This window comes from Microbulbifer flavimaris (assembly GCF_001641755.2).
GTDB lineage: Bacteria > Pseudomonadota > Gammaproteobacteria > Pseudomonadales > Cellvibrionaceae > Microbulbifer > Microbulbifer flavimaris.
Genome location: NZ_LRFG02000004.1, coordinates 183,381 through 204,607 on the forward strand (window position 1 = coordinate 183,381; position 21,227 = coordinate 204,607).

Consider the following 21,227-nt stretch of genomic DNA (forward strand, 5'->3'; position numbering starts at 1 on the left):
ATAAGTGATTGTCCCCGGAGGCAAGAATGCGTAAAGCCAAGCGTCTGCTAACCGTGCCACTTCTGGCCGTGGTCGCCACACTCGGTGGCTGCTCTGTACTGAAAAGTGCCAGTGACTCCCTGTTTGGGCCGGGTATCGACCGGGCTCAGCTGACCCCTCGCGCACCTACCTTTCATGACCTGCTGCGCCTGCCAGCTCCCGCGGGCAAGATCCCGGCCGCGATCTATAACTTCCGTGATCAGACCGGTCAGTACAAACCTGCACCGGCCAGTAGCTTCTCCACCGCCATCAGCCAGGGGGGCGCATCTATGCTGATGGACGTGCTGAACCAGTCGGGGTGGTTCATTCCCCTGGAGCGCGAGGGACTGCAAAACCTCCTTACCGAGCGCAAGATTATTCGCGCGGCCCTGAACAAACCGAACGCTCCGCCCAACAACACGGAGCTGCCCTCTCTGCTCGCCGCCAACATCCTGCTTGAGGGGGGTATCGTCGCCTACGACACTAACCTGCAGACCGGTGGTGTCGGCGCTCGCTATTACGGTATTGGCCTCTCCGGGCAATACCGGGTGGACCAGGTGACGGTCAACTTGCGAGCCGTGGATATCCGCAGCGGCCGGGTCCTGCATTCGGTGCTGACATCGAAATCCGTTTATTCCAAGGAGATCACCAGCGGTGTCTTCCGGTTCGTAAAGTTCCGCCGACTGCTGGAAATGGAGGCAGGCATCACCACCAATGAACCGGCGCAATTGGCGGCACTCTCCGCCATGGAAGCGGCGGTTATTCACCTGATCGGTCAGGGCATCATTGCCAACTCCTGGGCACTCAAGCATCCCGAGGAAATCAGTAACCCAATCCTCCAGTACTACCTCAACGAAAGCACAGCCGTGCTCTGACCCCCCTTGAAGGAGGACGCCGCTGCATTCATTCGCGGCCGCCTCCTCCCCCGGATGATCAAAAATCTTTCAACCTCTGTTTAGCGGGCGTCCACCGGCACACCCCGGTGGAAAAGCATGTCCGTATTGTCGTTCGCTGCTCCCTGACTAAAAAGGAATGAACAAAAAACATACTTTCTTCTCAACAAATGAACACTTACTCCCCATGGCGAATGGGACAGGCATGATCAAAAATCGACCCGACTGATCAACGAATAGGCGGCCGCTAGCGTCACAACCTTTTTTGCTGACCAGTCCCGTGCCCACAGGGGCACAAAAAATCAGTCGAAGGACCACTGATTTTCCAAGACGTCAGATGTAAAGGAGATATCGATGAAGACGTTAACCCCGATCGCTACTGCCCTACTGCTCGCTGCCAGCGGAGCCGCTCTCGCGGACGAGAATACAGCCAACGTTACCCAGAACGGTGAGGGTAACTACGCCCACTCCGACCAGGCCGGTGAAGGCACCTATAACAACACCATCATGCAGGTGCAGGAGGGCTTTTTTAACGAAGCCTATGCAGAGCAGTATGGTGCCAGTGACAGCTACATCAACCAGAACCAGTACGGCATCATGAACGAGGCCGCCTCCTACCAGCAGGGTGGCTATGAAAATATGACGACGGTCGAGCAGGACGGCGTCTATAACAGCGCCACCACTCTCCAGTACTACGAGGCTTACAGCGAGATCAAGGTCACGCAAAGCCTCTTCGGCAACCACGCCTATGTCCAGCAGGCTTTGGGCGAAAAAAACTATGCGAGCGTTGATCAGGAAGGCTTCTTCAATTACGCCCAGATCGATCAGTTCCTGAGCTGGGGATCCACGGCACGTGTCAAGCAGTACGGCTTCGGACAGGATGCCCATGTCGAGCAGACCGGCAAGCAGCAGGACATCAACCTTACCCAGCGCGGCTTTGCCAACGATTTCCAATCGGCACAGTATGGCTGGGGGAATGACGGCTATATCGTCCAGGCCGGTATGGACAACTATGCGGGGCTCGATCAGTGGGGTTCCCACAACGAGGCCGTCATCCACCAGGATGGTTATGGCAATGATGCCTATACCGTGCAGGACGGTTACTTCAACGTGGCCAAGACCCGCCAGTACGGCGACTACAACGCGGCATACGTGAATCAGTTAGGTCTGCAGGAGAATGCAGAAGTGCATCAGTATGGCGCATGGAATACCGCTATCGTATTCCAGTAACAGTGCTTCACGAAGGGCGGCACCCCGTGCCGCCCTTCAGTGCGGGATTTCGCCGGTACAAACTTTTTTCTCATGGATTCTGCCGGGTTTTCTCATGGCACTCTTACGGTGCACCACCGACACTGTAGTAACAGTTGATCACATATCCACCAGCCTTTCAGTGGCAAACGCATGGATGCGATAAACGAAACACCCCACCTGAACCTGCGCCAGTGCGGGATCCTTGTGCTACTGCTCATCTTCGCGACGGCCGGTGCACAAGCCCAGGACCTGACAGGCGGCACAGATCTGGCGCTAGCCAGTGAACTCGATGCCAACCGCTATTCAGACAACGCCAGCAACCTGGAAGTGCTGTATCAGAATGGACACTTCAACGACCTCGAAAGCAGTCAGGATGGCACGCTGAACTTCATCTCGGCCGCACAAGTCGGCTACCGCAATGGCGTTTCTATCCATCAGGTTGGGAGTGGTAATAACGTGCTGACGCAGCAGCGGGGTGAAGACAATATCGCCGCCATGCTTCAGGTCGGTCTGGAGAATTTTATCCTGCTGGGGCAGACCGGATTTGGTCACAGCGCCGATATATCCCAGTTCGGCATTACCAATTCAGCATTGATCGACCAGGTGGGCAATATCAACAGTGTCACGATTTACCAGAGCGGTAATGGGCTCCATACCGCGGTAAAACAGGTTGGTACTGGCATCAGTACCATCGTCAACCAGTATGACTAACGCTGGTTTCCTCTCGACGTCCGATAACTTGATGTAAAGGAGTATCCTATGAAGACGTTAGCCCCGATCGCTGCAGCCGTGCTTTTTGCCCTCAGTGGTACAGCGCTCGCAGCGGGTAATACTACCAACGTGGTCCAGTCAGGCACCGGCAACAGCGCCGACGCAGATCAAACCGCCCCGAATACCGTCAACAACACCATCAACCAGGATCAGGATGGATTTTACAACCGCGGCAAGGCTATACAGAACGGTGAGCGCAACAGCACCATCTTTCAGGATCAGACCGGTGCGCTGAACAGGGCCTTCAGCCGCCAATCTTATGGCGTGGGTAATTTGAGTACGACATTCCAGCTTGGTGACGCCAACAGCTCATACAGTGTACAGAAAGTGGAACGCAACAGTTCCATTGTGACTGTCCAGGTTGGTCTCAAGAACTATGCCAATGCCGTTCAGTCCCACGGTGTCAATAACACCTCTGACATCTTGCAAGATGGTTCCTTCAATACCGCCAGCGTGATGCAGCTACTGAGCCAGAGCTCGAGTGCCAGCATTCTGCAGGATGGCTTCGCCAACAATGCCGATGCCTGGCAGTCCGGCCGCGCGCATCGATCCGACATTCAACAGGACGGCGAGCTGAACGATGCGGATACCCGTCAACTGGGTGCCGGCAACGATGCCGTAATTCTGCAAGATGGTATCGGCAACGAGGGAGATGTTTCCCAGGCCGGACGCAACAACCTGGGCTTTATGGAGCAGTCCGGTCTTGGTAACGACGCCTATATTGGCCAGGTGGGCAATGGGAACCAGGCGCAAACTTCCCAGATCGGCCTCTTCAACAATGCTCTGGTAGGCCAGTTCGGTAACAACGAGAATGCAGCAGTATTCCAGAATGGTGCCGGCAACAACGCCGTGGTCTTCCAGTAAGGGGATCCACGAGATCACTGAAATGCAGTAAGCGCCTGCCCCGGTCGTTGTTATCCTGACGGCCGGGGCAGACTACAGAAATAAGACGACACCAACGAGCCCGCATAAACGAGTCAAAGTTACGAGGAGAAATCATGAAGATTCTGCCCCTGGCGGCAGTGGCTGCACTGATCACTTCAGCAGCGTTTGTGTCGGCAGCCGAGAACACCGCCAACCTCAACCAGAGTGGTGCCGGCAACACCGCCAACGCCGACCAGAGCGTGGCGGGCACCCTCAACAATCTTATCGACCAGACCCAGGATGGCTCCTTCAACGATGCCCAGGCAGTACAGGAGCAGGAAAACAACAGCAGTATTTACCAGGTGCAGAATGGCGCCTACAACGAGGCATACTCTTACCAGTGGAGTGGCTCGGACAATGTGGCCAGCATCTATCAGGATGGTGCCGGCAATGAGGGCTACACCTATCAGTTAATGGAATATGGCAGCAGTGCCACCATCCGCCAGACGGGCTTTGCCAATACCGCCCACACCTACCAGGCTCAGGGTTCGGACAACAGTGCCACCATCGAGCAAACCGGCTCCTTCCATAACGGCAGCATCTATCAATTTGCCAGCTTCAATGCGGACGCGTCCATCATCCAGCAGGGCCAGGGCAACGCCGCTGACATCGACCAGGCGGGTATCGGCCACGAGGCGACCATAATCCAGGCCGGCGGTATGAACACGGCCAATATCGAGCAGGCAGATGTGGGGAACTCGGCGCTTATCGATCAGGACGGCTGGGCCAACAACGCCACCATCCAGCAGGATGCTTGGTACAGCGAGGCCCGCGTCTATCAGGCCGGGGTGGGCAACAATGCCACCATCTATCAGACCGGCGCCTATGGCTATGGCGGTGGTCATCTCGCCATCACCAACCAGCAGGGCACGCTCAACGAAGTGCTGATCATCCAGAGCGGCTACAACGAGACGGCCATCACCACCCAGGTCGGCACCGGAAACACTGCCACTATCGTCCAGTAGTGCAGTATTTCGTTTAACGGGGCAAGCATCGGGTGATCCGTATCCCAAGAGTACTTTCAACAACAAAAAAGGGCGGCCAGCTGGCCGCCCTTTCCTGCTGAAAAACAACCCGGCTTACAGATGCTCGACGGAATCGATCTCGTATTCCACCGAGCCAGACGGAGTGTGCACTTCCACCACGTCGCCCACTTCCTTGCCGATTAGCGCGCGGGCGATGGGCGAGTTCACAGAAATTTTCTTGTGCTTCACATCCGCCTCGTCGTCACCGACGATTTTGTAGGTAACCTCTTCGTCCGTCTCCATATGGATGATGGTGACGGTGGTGCCAAAGATCACCTTGTCACTCGGCTCGATGGTTTTGACATCGATGACCTGGGCGTGAGAAAGCTTGGCTTCAATTTCCTGGATTCGGCCCTCGATAAACCCCTGCTTTTCCCGTGCGGCGTGATATTCGGCGTTCTCTTTCAGGTCACCGTGTTCGCGCGCCTCAGCGATCGCCTGCACGACGGCGGGACGCTCGACTTTTTTCAGGTTGTTCAGCTCGGTGCGCAGTGATTCGGCGCCTTCGACAGTCATTGGTACCCGGTTCAATGTGGGCCTCCAGTTTTTATAACGACAAAACCAGGCCCCCTGTTTCGGGGGACCTGGCTGCGATTGTTGTGTTCAGAGTGGCCGGCCGCGCAGACGCTGGTGCCTGGCGGCCTGAGTGACCGGCGTTACTCCGGCAGCTTGACCACGCGCTGGTGCAGGTCCTGCAGACGGCGAACCTTGAGCGGTTCGCCCAGCTGCATCGCCAGGGCCATGGCCTTGGCCGCCGCCAGCGTGGTGGTGTAGCAGACCTGGTGATTCTCCGCGCTGCGGCGAATATCGGCCGAGTCGCGAATGGCCTGACGCCCTTCGGTGGTGTTGACCACCAGTGCAATCTCGTCGTTTTTGATCATATCGACGATATGCGGACGACCTTCACTCATCTTGTTGACGGTTGTAACGGCAATGCCGTGATCTTGCAATACCTGCGCCGTTCCGCGGGTAGCCACCAGCTCAAAGCCGAGGGTCGCCAGGTCGCGGGCCACCGCTACCACCGCGTCCTTGTCGGTGTCGCGTACGGAGATAAACACCTTGCCGGACTCCGGCAGGGTATCGCCGGCGGCCAGCAGGCCCTTGTCGAAGGCCTCGGCGAAAGTCGCGCCCACGCCCATCACCTCGCCGGTGGATTTCATCTCCGGACCGAGGATCGGGTCCACCTTCGGGAACTTGTTGAAGGGGAACACCGACTCCTTGACGGAGAAGTAATCCGGCACGATCTCCTCGGTAAAGCCCTGGTCCTCCAGACTGATACCGGCCTGGCAGCGGGCCGCCACCTTGGCCAGGGAGGTGCCGATGCACTTGGAGACAAACGGCACGGTACGGGAGGCACGCGGGTTGACCTCGATGACGTAGATTTCGCCATCCTGGTAAGCCAGCTGGGTATTCATCAGGCCCACCACGCCCAGTTCGCGTGCCATCGCCTTCACCTGCTCGCGCATCTTGTCCTGCACGTCTGCGGGCAGGCTGTAGGGCGGCAGGGAACAGGCGGAGTCACCGGAGTGTACGCCGGCCTGCTCGATGTGCTGCATGATGGCACCGATGACGACATCATTGCCATCGGACACCGCGTCGATATCCACTTCGATGGCCGCGTTGAGGAAGTTATCCAAAAGCACCGGTGCCTCGTCGGACACCTGCACCGCCTCTTTCATGTAGTTCAGCAGCTCGTCTTCCTTATAGACGATCTCCATGGCGCGGCCACCCAGCACGTAGGAGGGGCGCACCACCAGCGGGTAACCCACATCCCTGGCCGCCTGCACAGCTTCGGTGATGGAGCGGACGATGGCGTTCTCGGGCTGCTTGAGGCCCAGGCGCACGATCATCTGCTGGAAGCGCTCGCGGTCCTCGGCGCGGTCGATCTGCTCCGGGGTAGTGCCGATGATGGGCACCCCCTCTGCCGCCAGGTAGCGGGCCAGGTTCAGCGGCGTCTGGCCACCGAACTGCACGATCACCCCGGTGGGATTTTCCTTGCGCACAATTTCCAGCACGTCTTCCAGGGTCACCGGCTCGAAGTAGAGGCGGTCGGAGGTATCGTAGTCGGTAGAAACCGTCTCCGGGTTGCAGTTGACCATGATGGTCTCGTAGCCGTCATCGCGCATGGCCAGAGCGGCATGCACACAGCAGTAATCGAACTCGATGCCCTGGCCGATACGGTTGGGGCCGCCGCCAAGCACCATGATCTTTTTCTTGTCCGACGGATTGGCCTCGCACTCCTCGTCGTAGGTGGAGTACATGTAAGCGGTGCTGGTGGCAAATTCTGCCGCGCAGGTATCCACCCGCTTGAAGGAGGGGAAGACACCCAATTTGTGGCGGAACTCGCGCACGGTCTTCTGGCTCACACCCAGCAGGTCCGCCAAGCGCTTGTCGGAGAAGCCCTTGCGCTTCAGGAAGCGCATATGCTCAGCGGTCAGGGCTGAAGTGGGCAACGCCTTGAGCGGTTCTTCGATCTTGATCAGTTCCTCGATCTGCACCAGGAACCACGGATCGATTTTGGACAGCTCGAACACCTCTTCCACGGTCATGCCCATGCGGAACGCATCGCCGACATACCAGATGCGTTCGGCGCCGGCGACTGACAGCTCGCGGCGCAGACGCTCCTTGGCCCCGTCCTCGTTCGGGTCGATCTTGCTCTCCAGGCCAAAGCTGCCCACTTCCAGACCGCGCAGCGCCTTCTGCAGGGACTCCTGGAAAGTGCGGCCGATGGCCATGACTTCACCCACGGATTTCATCTGGGTGGTCAGGCGGGCATCCGCCTCGCCGAACTTCTCGAAGGTAAACCGCGGAATCTTGGTAACCACGTAATCGATGGACGGCTCGAAGGATGCCGGCGTGGCACCGCCGGTGATCTCGTTCTGCAACTCGTCGAGGGTGTAACCCACCGCCAGCTTGGCGGCCACCTTGGCAATCGGGAAACCAGTAGCCTTGGAGGCCAGCGCCGACGAGCGGGATACCCGCGGGTTCATCTCGATCACTACCATGCGGCCAGTGTTCGGGCACACACCGAACTGCACGTTGGAACCGCCGGTCTCCACGCCGATCTCCCGCAGCACCGCGATGGAGGCGTTGCGCATCAGCTGGTATTCCTTGTCGGTGAGCGTCTGCGCCGGTGCCACGGTAATGGAGTCACCGGTGTGCACACCCATCGGGTCGAAGTTCTCGATGGAGCAGACGATGATGCAGTTGTCGTTCTTATCGCGAACCACCTCCATCTCGTACTCTTTCCAGCCGAGCAGTGATTCGTCGATCAGCAGCTCATTGGTCGGGGACAGATCGAGGCCGCGCTTGCAGATTTCCTCAAATTCCGGCCAGTTGTAGGCCACTCCGCCACCGGAACCACCCATGGTGAATGATGGACGGATGATGACCGGGAAACCGAACTCTTCCGGGACCTTCTTCGCCTCCTCCATGGAGTGGACGATCTTGGCGCGCGGGGTTTCGAGGCCGATGGCACGCATCGCCTTGTCGAACAGGTCGCGGTCTTCGGCCTTTTCGATGGCCTCCTTGTCAGCACCGATCAGCTCTACGCCGAACTTTTCCAGCACGCCGTGCTTGTCCAGCGCCAGCGCGCAGTTCAGCGCGGTCTGTCCACCCATGGTGGGCAGGATCGCGTCAGGGCGTTCCTCCTCGATGATTTTGGCAACGGTTTTCCACTCCACCGGTTCGATGTAAGTGGCATCTGCCATCGCCGGGTCGGTCATGATGGTGGCCGGGTTGGAGTTCACCAGGATCACCCGGTACCCCTCTTCCCGCAGCGCCTTACAGGCCTGGGCACCGGAGTAGTCAAACTCACAGGCCTGACCGATCACGATGGGACCGGCGCCGATAATCAGAATGCTTTTGATGTCTGTGCGTTTTGGCATCTTTCTTCCGCTTCACGCCGGCCTGTAGCCGGTCGTTTTAAGGTTGTCTCTCTCGGGCGTTTTGCTGGGGCGCCGCCTAGCGGCGCTCCTCCATCATGTCGATGAACTGATCGAACAGGGGCGCCATATCGTGAGGGCCCGGGCTCGCTTCCGGGTGACCCTGGAAACTGAAGGCCGGCTTGTCCTTGAGACGAATACCCTGGTTGGTCTTGTCGAACAGGGAGACGTGGGTCACTTCCACGCTGTCCGGCAGGGAGTCCTCATCGATGGCGAAGCCGTGGTTCTGGGCGGTGATCATCACCCGACCGCTCTGCAGGCACTGCACCGGATGGTTGCCACCGTGATGACCGAACTTCATCTTCGCAGAGCGGGCACCCACGGCCAGGCCCAGCAGCTGGTGGCCAAGGCAGATGCCGTAGGTGGGAATTTCCGCTTCGAGGATTTCGCGGATCGCGGCAATGGCGTACTCACAGGGCTCGGGGTCGCCGGGACCGTTGGAGAGGAAGACGCCATCCGGTTTCATGGCCAGTACTTCGGAGGCCGGTGTCTGCGCCGGTACCACAGTGATTTCGCAGCCGCGGTCCACCAGCATGCGCAGGATGTTGCGTTTTACGCCGAAGTCGTAGGCCACCACCTTGTAGGGTTGCGCCGCCGGGGCCGGCTTGTGTCCCTGGCCGAGAGCCCAGGTGCCCTCGTTATACGGGTAGGGTTTCTTCGTCGAAACCACTTTGGCCAGATCCATTCCCTTCAGGCCGGCAAACTCCCGTGCCTTGGCCAGTGCAGCCTCGCGGTCAATATCGTCACCGGCGACAATGCAGCCGCTCTGGGCACCGCCGTCGCGCAGCAGCCGGGTCAGGCGACGGGTATCGATATCGGCGATACCGACAATGTTGCGCGCCTTCAGGTAGTCCTCCAGGGACTGCTCGTTGCGGAAACTGCTCGCCAGCAGGGGCAGATCGCGAATCACCAGGCCCGCAGCCCAGATCTCCGCCGCCTCCTCATCTTCGGCATTGGTGCCGGTGTTGCCGATGTGGGGGTACGTCAGGGTGACGATCTGGCGGGCGTAGGAGGGATCCGTCAGGATTTCCTGGTAGCCGGTCATCGAGGTGTTGAACACCACCTCGCCGGTGGAGCTACCGTGAGCGCCGATCGCGCGCCCGTGAAACTCGCTGCCGTCGGCGAGGACCAGCAGGGCCGGGGTAGTGCGGGGCATCAGGGACTCCGGCGTGGGGACAGTTTTACTCAACGTGATCTCCAATCTTCAGAACTGCTTCCGGGCGGGATGGGTCGGGGCGGCACCGAGCAGCCTCGGTGCTGGGACTGCTCTCGTCGCCCCTATAAAAAAGCGAGATGAAACTTCCGCTTCATCTCGCTTTTTGAAATTATTCACGCGCGGCTCTCACATGTTGGCCGGCGCTTGCCACCGGCGTTGACGGACCGCCGCTGCGCAGTTGAAACGCGCTGCGGGACATGCCCAAACCGGGCGCAGATTGTACGGTATGTGGCCGGCGGACGCCAGTGCAAAAAAGCGTCGATTCTAACGCCAAGCCCGGTCCCGTCACTGCTCCCGGCCATCGGGGCCACGGCCTCCGCGCCCTCACCTCCTTCTCGCCGCCTTCTCACTCCCTCGATCACCCTGTGTCATTGAACCCTGGGTGCCGCGCCCTGCACAGCCCTGCACACTAGGGGACGTGACGGGTAAGCCGGAACAGGCTGGTGCCGGTCTTGAGTTCTGCCCGCTCCAGCATGGTCTTGTTGAGGCGCAGGGATACCTGCGCCCCGCTGCCGACAAACTCCACCATTCCCCCGGTTGCCGCAAACCTCGGGGAGTCGCTCATGGTCAACACCGGGAAGTATTGCAGTGCGCCGATAATCTCCAGCTGATCGGCCCGCGGCAGCGCCAGCAACAACAGCACTTGGCAGTCACGGGCCCGGCGCAGCTCGCCGTGCGCCAGCGTCTCCACTGACGCCCTGCGCCCGTCGATACTCTGGTGCTTCAGGCGTGCCCACAGCGCTTCACGAATCTGGTTTTCACCGACAAGGCACACCCGAAAGGGGGCATCGGTACCATTAAATGCCTCGATGGGCCACTGGATATGGTGGGCAAAGTGAATAATATAATTCACCATCACCGCCCTGCCCGCCTCTGTATCCGATAACCGCGGGGCAGCACTGGCCAGAGACGGCAGCAGCAGACTTCCCAGGCACAACCACGCCGCCAAGAGGCTGTTCCAGATAGCGTTTTCCGGTAATACCTTGCTGCTTTTCATGCCAGCGATTCCATGCATTGACCCGCTACAAAGAGATGCGGGATGGCTCCCGCCCCTGTCGCCATTCCGTGGCGGCATTGATTGAAGGTTGGCAGCGGCAGGCGGGGGAGTAGTGCAACCACCGCGCCCGTCGCGCCCTGGAGACTTGCGCGAGCGAACGCGCAGTCTCCCAGCTTCAGGGTAGTCTCGGCGGCAGAGGTTCGCCAAAATCACCCCTGGCAAGGTCACCCGAAAGTTGCAGAACGGGAGAGGCGCAAGGCAGGGGAAGACGCGACAATGCCCGGAAGTTGCGGGCCATTCGCGCGCCAGATAATCAGTCCCCGGCTGGTGGAACCTCGGCATCCGCGGCCAGGGTCCCGTCGCCGCTGGGCATCGGTGGGCGCCACTTGAGGGCTTTCTCAATGGAGACGATCATGGCGCCGGCCACATCCTTCCGCGTGGCGCTCTCGATACCCTCGAGCCCCGGCGAGGAATTGACTTCCAGTAACAGGGGGCCCTTCTTCGAACGGATGATATCGACGCCGGCCACCTTGAGACCGAGCACCTTGGCTGCCTTGACCGCGAGACGCTTCTCTTCGGTCGTGACCTTCACTACGGAAGCGGTGCCACCCTGGTGAATATTGGCGCGGAACTCCCCGGGCGCAGCCTCACGCTGGATCGATGCCACTACCTTGCCGTCGATCACGAACAGGCGCAGATCGCGGCCCTGGGCCTCGCGGATAAATTCCTGCACCAACAGGTTGGCCTTCAGGGCCTTGAACGCATTGATCACCGACTCACCCGCCTTGCGGGTCTCCGCCAGCACCACGCCGCGGCCCTGGGTTCCCTCCAGTAACTTCACGATCAGCGGCGCACCACCCACCATCTCGATCAGTTCATTGGTGTCCACCGGCGAGTTGGCGAACCCCGAGGTGGGGATATTCAGGCCGCTCTGTTGCAGCAACTGCAGGGAAAACAGTTTGTCTCGCGATTGGCTGATGGCGGCAGAGCCGTTCAGGGCGAACACACCGAGACTTTCGAAGTGGCGGGTCAGGGCGCATCCATAAAAAGTCTGGCTGGGGCGGATACGGGGGATAACCGCGTCCAGGTTGTTGAGAATACGGCCGTCGCGGTAATGCACTTCCGGATCGGTCGGATCCAGCTTCATATAGCACTGGCGGATATCCAGGAAGCTCATGCGGTGGCCGCGCTCCGCCCCCGCCTCCATGATGCGCTGATTGCTGTACAGATCCGGGTTGGAGGCCAGCAGGCCGATACGCAGGCCGGTGCCGGCAATATGGTGCTCGTCCCGGTAGTATTCTTCCAGTTCGCTGGGGCGGACGTCACCGAGACAGAAGCTCTCGGACGGGTCCACCAGCATGCGACCGAGCATCGCCTCGCGGCCCAGCAGCATGCGATAGCCCATGGTGTCCCGATTGGTCAGCGTCAGCTCGATATCCCAGACGCAGCCACCAATGGACAGCGCGGTGCGGATTACCGGGCGCTTCTCCGAGTCACCGGAGGAGCTACGCACCATGCGCTTGTCCAGCAGCTTTGCTTCACAGCGCACCGACGGACGGCGCAGGTGCTGGAGGGGGTGGGCCTCAAAACTTACCCAGGGTTCGCCGTCCCTTTTAAATGTCTGGATATTGTAGGCGTGCAGGCTGGAAGTCTTGGCACCAGAATCCACTCGCGCCTTGATGGCGGGAATACCGAGAGAGGGAAAGCTGCACCACTCCTCACTGCCGACGATCAATTTCTTTTCCAAACCCATTGGCTCCTTGAACTGGAAACATTGCGCAGGGCGCAATCAGGGAAAACCGCAAAACTTACAGACCGAGGACATCGCGCATATCGTAGTGGCCGGGGGCAGGTTTCTCACCGACCTCTCCGCCCTCGCCAACGAGCCACAGCGCCGCGCGCACCGCGCCGCGAGCGAAAGAGAGCCGGCTACTGGCCCGATGGCTGATTTCCACCCGCTCGCCGTCGGCGAGGAACATTACCGTGTGATCACCCACCACATCGCCGCCGCGGACGGTGGCAAAACCGATGGTGTCCCGTTCCCTGGCGCCGGTCTGTCCCTCGCGACCGTATACCGCCACTTTCGACAGGTCCCGGCCCAGGGTGTCGGCAATCACCTCGCCCATACTCAGCGCCGTGCCGGAGGGCGCATCCACTTTATGGCGGTGATGGGCCTCGACAAGCTCGATGTCTGCATCCTCGCCCATGACCCGCGCAGCCATTTGCAAAAGCTGGAAGCAGAGATTCACGCCAGTGGAAAAATTGCTGGCCAGGCATAGCGGAATACGATCGGCCTCCTTCAACAGCCGCTCTTTTTCCTCGCCGTCGAAGCCAGTGGTACCGATTACGATCGGCTTATCGCGCTCGGCACAGAAAGACGCATTAGCCAGGGTCGCCGCAGGTGCGGAAAAGTCGATCAAAACATCGAATTCGGCTTTCTCGAGCGACCCGACTATTGGCAGCCCAAGGTTGCCGAGCCCCGCCACCTCGCCGGCATCGGCGCCCACCAGGCTGGAGTCCGGCCGCACTATCGCTGCCGAGAGTTCTGCCGCTTCGGATTGCACCAGCGCCTGGGCCAGCGCCCGCCCCATTCGCCCACCGAAACCGGTGACAGCAACCTTTACCGCCATGCATTCTCTCCTGATTGCACAAAGCGTCGGATTCTAACGCGCAGTAGCGGCGCCTGTCGCCGCGGGAGCATGCAAAAAGATAACAGAGCCGGTCACGACAACCATGATTTGATCGAACAGATGGCGGTGAAAGGCACAGTGCAACGCGAGATCCGCTGGGGCGACAACAGGAGGAGTCTAGGATGGGTAAAAGCCAAGGAGAACTCATGATGAACCGGCAACAATTCCCGTATCTGCACTGCCCCTCGGGTAGTGTTTACCGCTGGCTCTCTCTCGGTGCCCTCTTACTGCTGCTCGCGGGTTGTGCCCGTGAGGAGGGTCTCGGCGAGGATTTCTGGGAAAAGTATGACGACATTACCGACTGGGTAACCCTGCGCCTGGAGCTCACGCCGGAACAGGAGGAGAAAGTCCTGCCCATCCTCGAGCAGAATTTCCAGCGCAAAAAAGCAATGCTCAAGTCCTACGGTTTCCTGAGCGGGGCAACACCGCACCTCAGCGAGCAGGAGGTCGAGGAAATCGATGCCAAGATGATCGCCATTCGTGCCGAAACCCGCGCCAAACTGGTGCCGCTGCTGGCACCGGACCAGCTGAAATCACTTAAGCAAATACAGCGGGAATATCACCAGGACTTTCGTGAACGGCTCGACGGGCTGATGGATGGGTAGTCCTGAACTCGGGCGGCCGGACGGCCGCCCTCAAGGTTGGGGCCGGTAAACCCTAGAGCTTCATGTCACCGAAAAAGTTCTTCACCCCTTCAAACCAGCCAGTCTGGCGGGGAGAGTTCTTTTTCTCGCTAAGGGTATCGGCAAATTCCTGCAGGAGTTCTTTCTGCTTCCCCGTCAGGTTGACTGGGGTTTCCACCACCACACGGCAAAGCAGGTCGCCCGGTGCACCACCGCGCACCGGGGTGACACCCTTGCCGCGCAGGCGGAACAGTTTGCCGGTCTGGGACTCCGCCGGGATCTTGAGCTTCACCTTGCCGTCCAGGGTCGGCACCTCCAGTTCGCCGCCCAGCGCCGCGGTGACGAAGCTGATGGGCACCTCGCAATAGAGATTGCGGCCATCACGCTGGAACAGCTCGTGCTCCTTTACCACCACCTGTACGTACAGGTCGCCGGGCGGTCCTCCGTCCGGCCCTGCCTCGCCCTCGCCGGTCAGGCGAATGCGGTCACCGGTATCGACACCGGGCGGCACCTTCACCGACAGGGTCTTGGTCTGCTCCACGCGACCGGCACCGTGACAGCTGCCACAGGGGTCGCTGATGATGGTGCCGCGTCCGCGACAATTGGGGCAGGTCTGCTGCACCGAGAAAAAGCCCTGCTGCATGCGCACCTGGCCGACACCGCCACAAGTGCCACAGGTCTGCGGTTTGGAGCCCGGCTTGGCGCCAGAACCGTCACAGGTATCACAGCCGACCAGGGTGGGCACACGGATCTTGACGTTGGTGCCGCGCACCGCGTCTTCCAGGTCCAGCTCCAGGTCGTAACGCAGGTCGGAGCCCCGCGCGGGGCCACCACGGCGGCCGCCTCCGCCACCAAAGATATCGCCGAAGACGTCGCCGAAAATATCGGAGAAACCACCGAAGCCACCGGCACCACCACCCATCTGGCCCTCGACGCCCTCATGGCCAAACTGGTCGTAAGCCGCTTTCTTCTGCGGGTCGGACAGGACCTCGTAGGCCTCATTGGCCTCCTTGAACTTGGCCTCTGCCTCCTTGTCATCGGGATTGCGGTCCGGGTGATATTTCATCGCCACCCGGCGATAGGCTTTCTTGAGCTCTTTCTCGTCCGCACCTTTGCTGACACCGAGAATTTCGTAGTAATCGCGCTTCGACATAAATCTGCTTCTCTGGACCGGCCAGTTCGCCGGTCAGGCTGTCTTTGTTCTCTTTCTCCCAAACCCAAACACGCCGCTCTCCCGTCGGCGATATCGCAGGCCGCCGGTTGCCCGGCCGCAAACGACAGGGGCGCGGCGGCCCCTCTCGGTTAACCGCCGCGCCCCGCGAAGGACAGTCAGTCCGCCGGCTGGCGGCTTACTTGTCCTCTTTTTTGTCGTCCTTTACTTCTTCGAACTCGGCGTCCACGGCGTCGTCACCACCGGACTGCTGGGCCTGCTCGTCACCGGCCGCGCCCTCGGCACCCTGTGCCGCCTGCGCCTGCTCGGCGTACATCTTCTGGGCAACCGGGCCGGAAGCCTCGGTGAGCTTGTTGGTCGCCGCTTCCATGGCCGCCTTGTCGTTGCCCTTCACAGCCTCTTCCGCTTCGGACAGTGCCGCTTCGATAGCGGACTTCTCTTCCGCGGTGGCCTTGTCACCCGCCTCTTCAAGTGTCTTCTTGGTGGCGGAGATCATGCCGTCGAGGGTATTGCGGGTGGTCACCAGCTCCTCGAACTGCTTGTCGGCCTCAGCGTTGGCTTCGGCGTCCTGCACCATCTTGTCGATCTCTTCCTCGGACAGGCCGGAAGAGGCCTTGATCACGATGGACTGCTCCTTGCCGGTCGCCTTGTCCTTGGCATGGACATGCAGGATGCCGTTGGCATCGATATCGAAGGTCACTTCGATCTGCGGCATACCGCGGGGGGACGGCGGAATGTCTGCCAGGTCGAAACGACCCAAGGACTTGTTCTGCGCCGCCTGCTTGCGCTCACCCTGCACCACATGGATGGTCACCGCGGTCTGGTTGTCCTCGGCGGTGGAGAATACCTGCGACTTCTTGGTCGGGATAGTGGTGTTCTTGTCGATCAGCGGCGTGGCCACACCACCCATGGTTTCGATACCCAGGGTCAGCGGGGTCACATCCAGCAGCAGTACGTCTTTCACGTCACCAGCCAGTACCGCACCCTGAATTGCCGCACCCATGGCAACCGCTTCGTCCGGGTTCACGTCCTTGCGCGGTTCCTTGCCGAAGAACTCAGTCACTTTGGACTGAACCAGCGGCATGCGGGTCTGGCCACCGACCAGGATTACCTCATCGACGCCGGAAGCGGACAGGTCCGCGTCCGCCAGAGCGGTCTTCACCGGCTCCAGGGAGCGGGTGACCAGATCTTCCACCAGGCTCTCCAGCTTGGCCCGGGTCAGCTTCACCACCAGGTGCTTGGGACCAGTGGCGTCAGCAGTGATATAGGGCAGGTTCACCTCGGTCTGCTGGCTGGAGGACAGCTCGATCTTGGCCTTCTCGGCCGCTTCCTTCAGGCGCTGCATGGCCAGGGGATCACCCTTGAGGTCGATGCTCTGCTCTTTCTTGAACTGCTCGGCCAGGTAATCGATCAGGCGCAGGTCGAAGTCCTCACCGCCGAGGAAGGTGTCACCGTTGGTGGACAGCACCTCAAACTGCTTCTCACCGTCGACGTCGGCGATCTCGATAATGGAGATATCGAAGGTACCGCCGCCCAGGTCGTAGACCGCGATGGTGCGATCACCACCGGCCTTGTCCATGCCATAAGCCAGCGCAGCCGCAGTCGGCTCGTTGATGATGCGCTTGACGTCCAGACCGGCGATACGGCCCGCATCTTTGGTGGCCTGACGCTGGGAGTCGTTGAAGTAAGCCGGTACGGTGATCACCGCGGCATCGACCTGCTCACCGAGGAAGTCCTCAGCGGTCTTCTTCATTTTCTTCAGCACTTCAGCGGAGATCTGCGGCGGCGCCTTTTTGTCACCCTTCACTTCAACCCAGGCGTCACCATTTTCAGCCTCGACGATGCTGTAGGGCACCATCTTGATGTCCTTCTGTACCACATCATCCTTGAACTTGCGGCCGATCAGGCGCTTGACCGCGAACAGGGTGTTCTGCGGATTGGTCACCGCCTGGCGCTTGGCAGACTGGCCCACCAGGATTTCGTTGTCATCGGTAAAAGCGACGATGGACGGCGTGGTGCGATCGCCCTCTGCGTTTTCAATGACGCGCGCCTTCTCGCCTTCCAGAACCGCCACACAGCTGTTGGTGGTACCCAGGTCGATGCCGATAATTTTTCCCATCAGTATGTCCTCTAGTCTCTGCGCGCTACCCGGAGTGCCGGGCTTGCCGCGCGTTTGTATTCTGTGTTGCCAGCTATATTGGTGCCGGCCTTACGATTTCAAGGGGCTTTTTGCCCTTATCACTCTGATATCCGCTTCAGGGCAGAGGGAAGTGCCCCTGGCAGACCGACAACTCTCTGCCGATCTGGCGAATGCCGATGGCGGACATGCGCCGACAACGGCTTGCCGGGTTCCGTTCAGGGAAGAACGGAATACGGCTAGGAGAGCGCCTTGCTGACAACGACCATCGCCGGGCGAACCAGGCGGCCGTGCAGGCGGTAGCCTTTCTGGAACACTTCCAGCACGGTGTTCGGCTCCACATCGCCGTTGGGAACCTGGGTCATGGCCTGGTGCAGCTCCGGATCGAAGGGCTCCCCGGTCGGATCCACCTCCTCGACGCCGTTCTTGGCCAGGGTATCCAGGAAGGACTTGCGGGTGAGTTCGATACCCTCGATCACGGCTTTGTTGGCCTCATCACCCTGGTCGATGCTGGCCAGCGCCCGCTCCATGTTGTCCACCACCGGCAACAGGTCCTGCAGCAGCTTCTCGGTGGCGTACTTGCGCGCCCGGTCGATGTCCTGCTCGGCTCGCCGGCGGGCGTTCTGAGCCTCTGCCTGGGAGCGCAGCACAGTGTCCCTCTGGATATCGATCTGCTCCTGGAGGCTGACGATCTGCGCTTTCAGTGCCTCGGCACTGTGCGCCTCCTCATGCAGGGCATCCTCGGCCTCATGCTGCTCCTCCGCCGAAGGCTCCTCTATCTCTACTTCGGGCTCGTGCTCCTGGGGCTCCAGATGCTGGTCGCTCAGGGCTTCATGGTGCTCAGCCCCGCTGTCCCTGTTCTGTTCTTGTTCGCTGCGCTCTTTGGCCACTGCTCTACTCCGTCACGTCGGGTGTCTGTGAATTCGCGTGGTAATGGGTCCGCTTTCCGCCGCCGGGCGTCTGCCCCACGGCAAATTGCGGCAAGTGCAGGGCTATATGGGGCCTAACCCCTATTCTTCAAGTGGATTTTCACGTGAGGGTAATGTCACCCCACCCCACTGGCGAACGCGCAGCCATTACTGTATAAATAACCACTGATTTACCCATCGCCGGGCGGTCCCGGCCACTTAATAAGAAAGGCCAAAGAAGCGATTTCTATGTTGCTGCACCTGTCGATCAGTCAGTTCACCCTGGTGGACCAGCTGGAGCTGGAGTTCGGCCCGGGCACCAGTGCCCTCACCGGTGAGACCGGCGCGGGCAAATCCATTACCCTCGATGCCCTCGGCCTGGCCCTGGGCGACCGCGGCAGCGCCGACCTGGTGCGGACCGGCGCCAATCGCGCCGACATCCACGCCACCTTCGACATCGGCGGTCACCCGGAGGCCGCCGCCTGGCTCGAGGAGCAGGAGATGGATGCCGGCAGTGAGGTGATACTCCGCCGGGTGATCGGCGCCGACGGCCGCTCCCGCGCCTATATCAATGGCCAGCCGGTGACCCTGCTGCAACTGAGGGCGCTGGGCGAGCAGTTGATCGATATTCACAGCCAGCATGAACACCAGTCACTGCTGAAGAAGGACACCCACCGGCGCCTGCTGGATGAGTACGGAGAGGCGCAGGAGCTGGCAGCGGAGACCCGCATCCACTTCAAGACCTGGCAGGACCGCTACCGGCGCTACCAGACCCTGGCCGAAAGTGCCGAGGAGACCGAAGCGCGCCGGGCACTGCTGCAATACCAGCTGGAAGAACTGGAGCAGCTCGACCTGCAAGCGGGGGAAATCGAATCCCTGGAGAGCGAACAGCGCCAGCTGGCCAACGCCGGCGAGATCCTGAGTGGCAGCTACCAGTTGGCTGCCATGCTGTCCGGTGGCGAGGGCGATATCGCTGAGCATCTGCATCGCGCACTGCAACTACTCACCGCCATGCCGGAGCAGTCGCCCGCTCTGTCGGAAGTCGCCCAGATGCTCGATAGCGCGCGCATCCAGGTCGACGAAGCCGCCAGCACCCTGTCCCGGCACATCGACGGTTTCGAGATGGATCCCGAGCGCCTTGCGGAGGTGGAGGAGCGCCTCAGCGCCATCTACCAGACGGCCCGCAAACACCGGGTGCAGCCGGAACAGCTGCCAGACTTGCAGGCCCAGCTTCAGGCCGAGCTTGAGGAGATTGGCGCACCGGATGCACTGGACAAGATGGCCAGTGAATGTGAAGCACTGGAAGCGAGCTACAGAAAAGTGGCAGCCCGGCTCGGCAAATGCCGTAAAGAAGCCGCAAAACGTCTTGCAGACGCTGTGAACCAGCAGCTGGCCGACCTGGCCATGCCCCATGCCCGGGTCGAACTGGCACTGCATCCACTGGAAAAACCTGCCGCCAGTGGCCTGGAAGAGGTGGAAATCCTTATCGCCACCAACCCCGGCCAACCGCCGCGCCCGCTGGGCAAGGTCGCCTCCGGCGGTGAACTCTCCCGGGTCAGCCTGGCCATCCAGGTGGTCACCGCTCAGACCTCCCGCACCCCGACCCTGGTGTTCGACGAGGTGGACGTGGGCATCGGCGGCGCCACCGGCGAAGTGGTTGGCCGGCTGCTGCGGCAGCTGGGCGAGTCCCGTGACGGCCGCGGCGGCCAGGTGATCTGCGTTACCCATCTGGCCCAGGTCGCCGCGCGGGCCCACCGCCAGTATCTGGTAGAGAAACACGCGGACGGTGACAGCGCTTTTGTCTCCCTACGGGAACTGAAAGAGGAGCAGCGCCGCGAGGAGGTTGCGCGCATGCTGGGGGGCGAACCAACAGCACAATCCCTCGCCCACGCGGGTGAGATGCTGGAGCGCACCTGAGAACTTGACCAGAGAGCCACACAAAGCCCGGGCAGTCGGCCTAAAATGACCGGTAAAGGTCTGGAAGGTCACTTTATACTGCGCCGCCTGTGGTAACCCGGTTTAAGTCATGCAAAGAACGATTTTCAACACCCCACTGATCACCCCAGTGTTACGCCAGCTCGCCCGCCTGCTGCTCAAACTGCACGGCTGGCGCGTCGTGGCCGACCAGAGTGCCACGGACCTGAAGAAATATGTCCTGCTGGGTGCGCCACACACCACCAACTGGGACGGCTACTATTTCATCCTCGTCGCTCTCAAACTGAAGCTGGTCCCGCAGTGGATGGGCAAGGACAACCTGTTCAAGTTTCCCCTCGGCGGAATGATGCGCTGGTTTGGCGGAATCGCAGTGGACCGCAGCAAGGCCAACAACCTGGTAGAGGGCACCGTGAACGCCTTCAACCGCAACGAATCGCTGATCGTAGCGGTGCCGCCTGAGGGCACCCGCGGCAAGGCCGAACGCTGGAAGACCGGCTTCTACCACATCGCCCGCGGGGCGTCGGTGCCGGTCGTATGCGGCTTTATCAATTTCCCCAAGAAAGAGGTCGGGTTGGGCCCGGCATTCTGGATGAGTGAAAATCTTGAGGCGGAGCTGAAGCGCTTCCGCGATTTCTACGCGGATAAAATCGGCAAGTACCCGGAGCTCTACACGCCGCCCATTTGAGCGGTAAGGCAGTTGGCTGCCAGGGCAAAAGCGCACATA

General features: G+C 60.5%; 17 protein-coding genes and 1 pseudogene. 8 read left to right on the top strand and 10 right to left on the bottom strand.

Annotated features, from left to right (window positions below):
• Window positions 1-26 precede the first annotated feature (26 nt).
• The 5 genes from AWR36_RS12180 to AWR36_RS12200 all read left to right on the top strand — a co-directional run bounded on the left by AWR36_RS12180 (window position 27) and on the right by AWR36_RS12200 (window position 4,822).
• The gene (locus AWR36_RS12180; protein ID WP_067085311.1) at window positions 27-893 is read left to right on the top strand and encodes a CsgG/HfaB family protein; all 867 of its coding nucleotides are present in this window, start codon (window positions 27-29) and stop codon (window positions 891-893) included.
• Between the two features lie 372 nt (window positions 894-1,265).
• Window positions 1,266-2,141 carry a hypothetical protein gene (locus AWR36_RS12185; protein WP_067085313.1) on the top strand — a complete coding sequence of 292 codons (876 nt, stop codon included), beginning with the start codon at window positions 1,266-1,268 and terminating at the stop codon, window positions 2,139-2,141.
• A 171-nt stretch (window positions 2,142-2,312) separates the two neighbouring features.
• Window positions 2,313-2,873 (top strand): hypothetical protein, encoded by a 561-nt coding sequence (locus tag AWR36_RS12190; RefSeq protein WP_067085315.1) that lies wholly within the window; start codon window positions 2,313-2,315, stop codon window positions 2,871-2,873.
• Window positions 2,874-2,921: 48 nt separating this feature from the next.
• The gene (locus AWR36_RS12195; RefSeq protein ID WP_067085317.1) at window positions 2,922-3,797 is read left to right on the top strand and encodes a hypothetical protein; all 876 of its coding nucleotides are present in this window, start codon (window positions 2,922-2,924) and stop codon (window positions 3,795-3,797) included.
• Between the two features lie 134 nt (window positions 3,798-3,931).
• The gene (locus tag AWR36_RS12200) at window positions 3,932-4,822 is read left to right on the top strand and encodes a hypothetical protein (RefSeq protein WP_067085319.1); all 891 of its coding nucleotides are present in this window, start codon (window positions 3,932-3,934) and stop codon (window positions 4,820-4,822) included.
• 114 nt (window positions 4,823-4,936) lie between these two features.
• On the opposite strand, the gene greA is transcribed toward AWR36_RS12200, so the two are convergent.
• The 7 genes and pseudogenes from greA to dapB all read right to left on the bottom strand — a co-directional run bounded on the left by greA (window position 4,937) and on the right by dapB (window position 13,669).
• Window positions 4,937-5,413, bottom strand: coding sequence for a transcription elongation factor GreA (greA, locus tag AWR36_RS12205; protein WP_067085320.1), 477 nt, complete (start codon window positions 5,411-5,413; stop codon window positions 4,937-4,939).
• A gap of 125 nt (window positions 5,414-5,538) precedes the next feature.
• The gene (gene carB / locus AWR36_RS12210; RefSeq protein ID WP_067085323.1) at window positions 5,539-8,769 is read right to left on the bottom strand and encodes a carbamoyl-phosphate synthase large subunit; all 3,231 of its coding nucleotides are present in this window, start codon (window positions 8,767-8,769) and stop codon (window positions 5,539-5,541) included.
• Between the two features lie 76 nt (window positions 8,770-8,845).
• On the bottom strand, window positions 8,846-9,982 hold the full coding sequence (gene carA, locus AWR36_RS12215) for a glutamine-hydrolyzing carbamoyl-phosphate synthase small subunit (RefSeq protein ID WP_067085325.1): 1,137 nt from the start codon (window positions 9,980-9,982) through the stop codon (window positions 8,846-8,848).
• 469 nt (window positions 9,983-10,451) lie between these two features.
• A complete protein-coding gene (locus AWR36_RS12220) occupies window positions 10,452-11,039 on the bottom strand; it encodes a YfiR family protein (protein ID WP_231745319.1) in 588 nt (195 codons plus the stop codon).
• A gap of 313 nt (window positions 11,040-11,352) precedes the next feature.
• Window positions 11,353-12,300 (bottom strand): 30S ribosomal protein S6--L-glutamate ligase, encoded by a 948-nt coding sequence (gene rimK / locus AWR36_RS12225; protein WP_231745331.1) that lies wholly within the window; start codon window positions 12,298-12,300, stop codon window positions 11,353-11,355.
• 84 nt (window positions 12,301-12,384) lie between these two features.
• Window positions 12,385-12,792: pseudogene (locus tag AWR36_RS16390) on the bottom strand (ATP-dependent zinc protease family protein); the annotation flags it as partial.
• Window positions 12,793-12,847: 55 nt separating this feature from the next.
• Entirely contained in the window at window positions 12,848-13,669 is an 822-nt protein-coding gene (gene dapB / locus AWR36_RS12230; RefSeq protein ID WP_067085329.1) for a 4-hydroxy-tetrahydrodipicolinate reductase, read from the bottom strand.
• A 206-nt stretch (window positions 13,670-13,875) separates the two neighbouring features.
• On the opposite strand from dapB, the gene AWR36_RS12235 reads away from it, so the two are divergent.
• Entirely contained in the window at window positions 13,876-14,334 is a 459-nt protein-coding gene (locus tag AWR36_RS12235) for a hypothetical protein (protein WP_141398529.1), read from the top strand.
• A 52-nt stretch (window positions 14,335-14,386) separates the two neighbouring features.
• Here the strand turns inward: AWR36_RS12235 and dnaJ are convergent, their stop codons facing one another.
• From dnaJ to grpE, 3 genes are all read right to left on the bottom strand, one after another.
• Window positions 14,387-15,505, bottom strand: a complete 1,119-nt coding sequence (dnaJ, locus tag AWR36_RS12240; protein ID WP_067085333.1) for a molecular chaperone DnaJ — start codon at window positions 15,503-15,505, stop codon at window positions 14,387-14,389.
• A 196-nt stretch (window positions 15,506-15,701) separates the two neighbouring features.
• The gene (dnaK, locus tag AWR36_RS12245; RefSeq protein WP_067085335.1) at window positions 15,702-17,642 is read right to left on the bottom strand and encodes a molecular chaperone DnaK; all 1,941 of its coding nucleotides are present in this window, start codon (window positions 17,640-17,642) and stop codon (window positions 15,702-15,704) included.
• A gap of 257 nt (window positions 17,643-17,899) precedes the next feature.
• Entirely contained in the window at window positions 17,900-18,550 is a 651-nt protein-coding gene (grpE, locus tag AWR36_RS12250) for a nucleotide exchange factor GrpE (RefSeq protein WP_067085338.1), read from the bottom strand.
• Window positions 18,551-18,817: 267 nt separating this feature from the next.
• Here grpE and recN point away from each other — a divergent pair, with 267 nt between their 5' ends.
• A complete protein-coding gene (gene recN, locus AWR36_RS12255) occupies window positions 18,818-20,485 on the top strand; it encodes a DNA repair protein RecN (protein ID WP_067085340.1) in 1,668 nt (555 codons plus the stop codon).
• 109 nt (window positions 20,486-20,594) lie between these two features.
• Entirely contained in the window at window positions 20,595-21,188 is a 594-nt protein-coding gene (locus AWR36_RS12260; RefSeq protein ID WP_067085342.1) for a lysophospholipid acyltransferase family protein, read from the top strand.
• Window positions 21,189-21,227 lie beyond the last annotated feature (39 nt).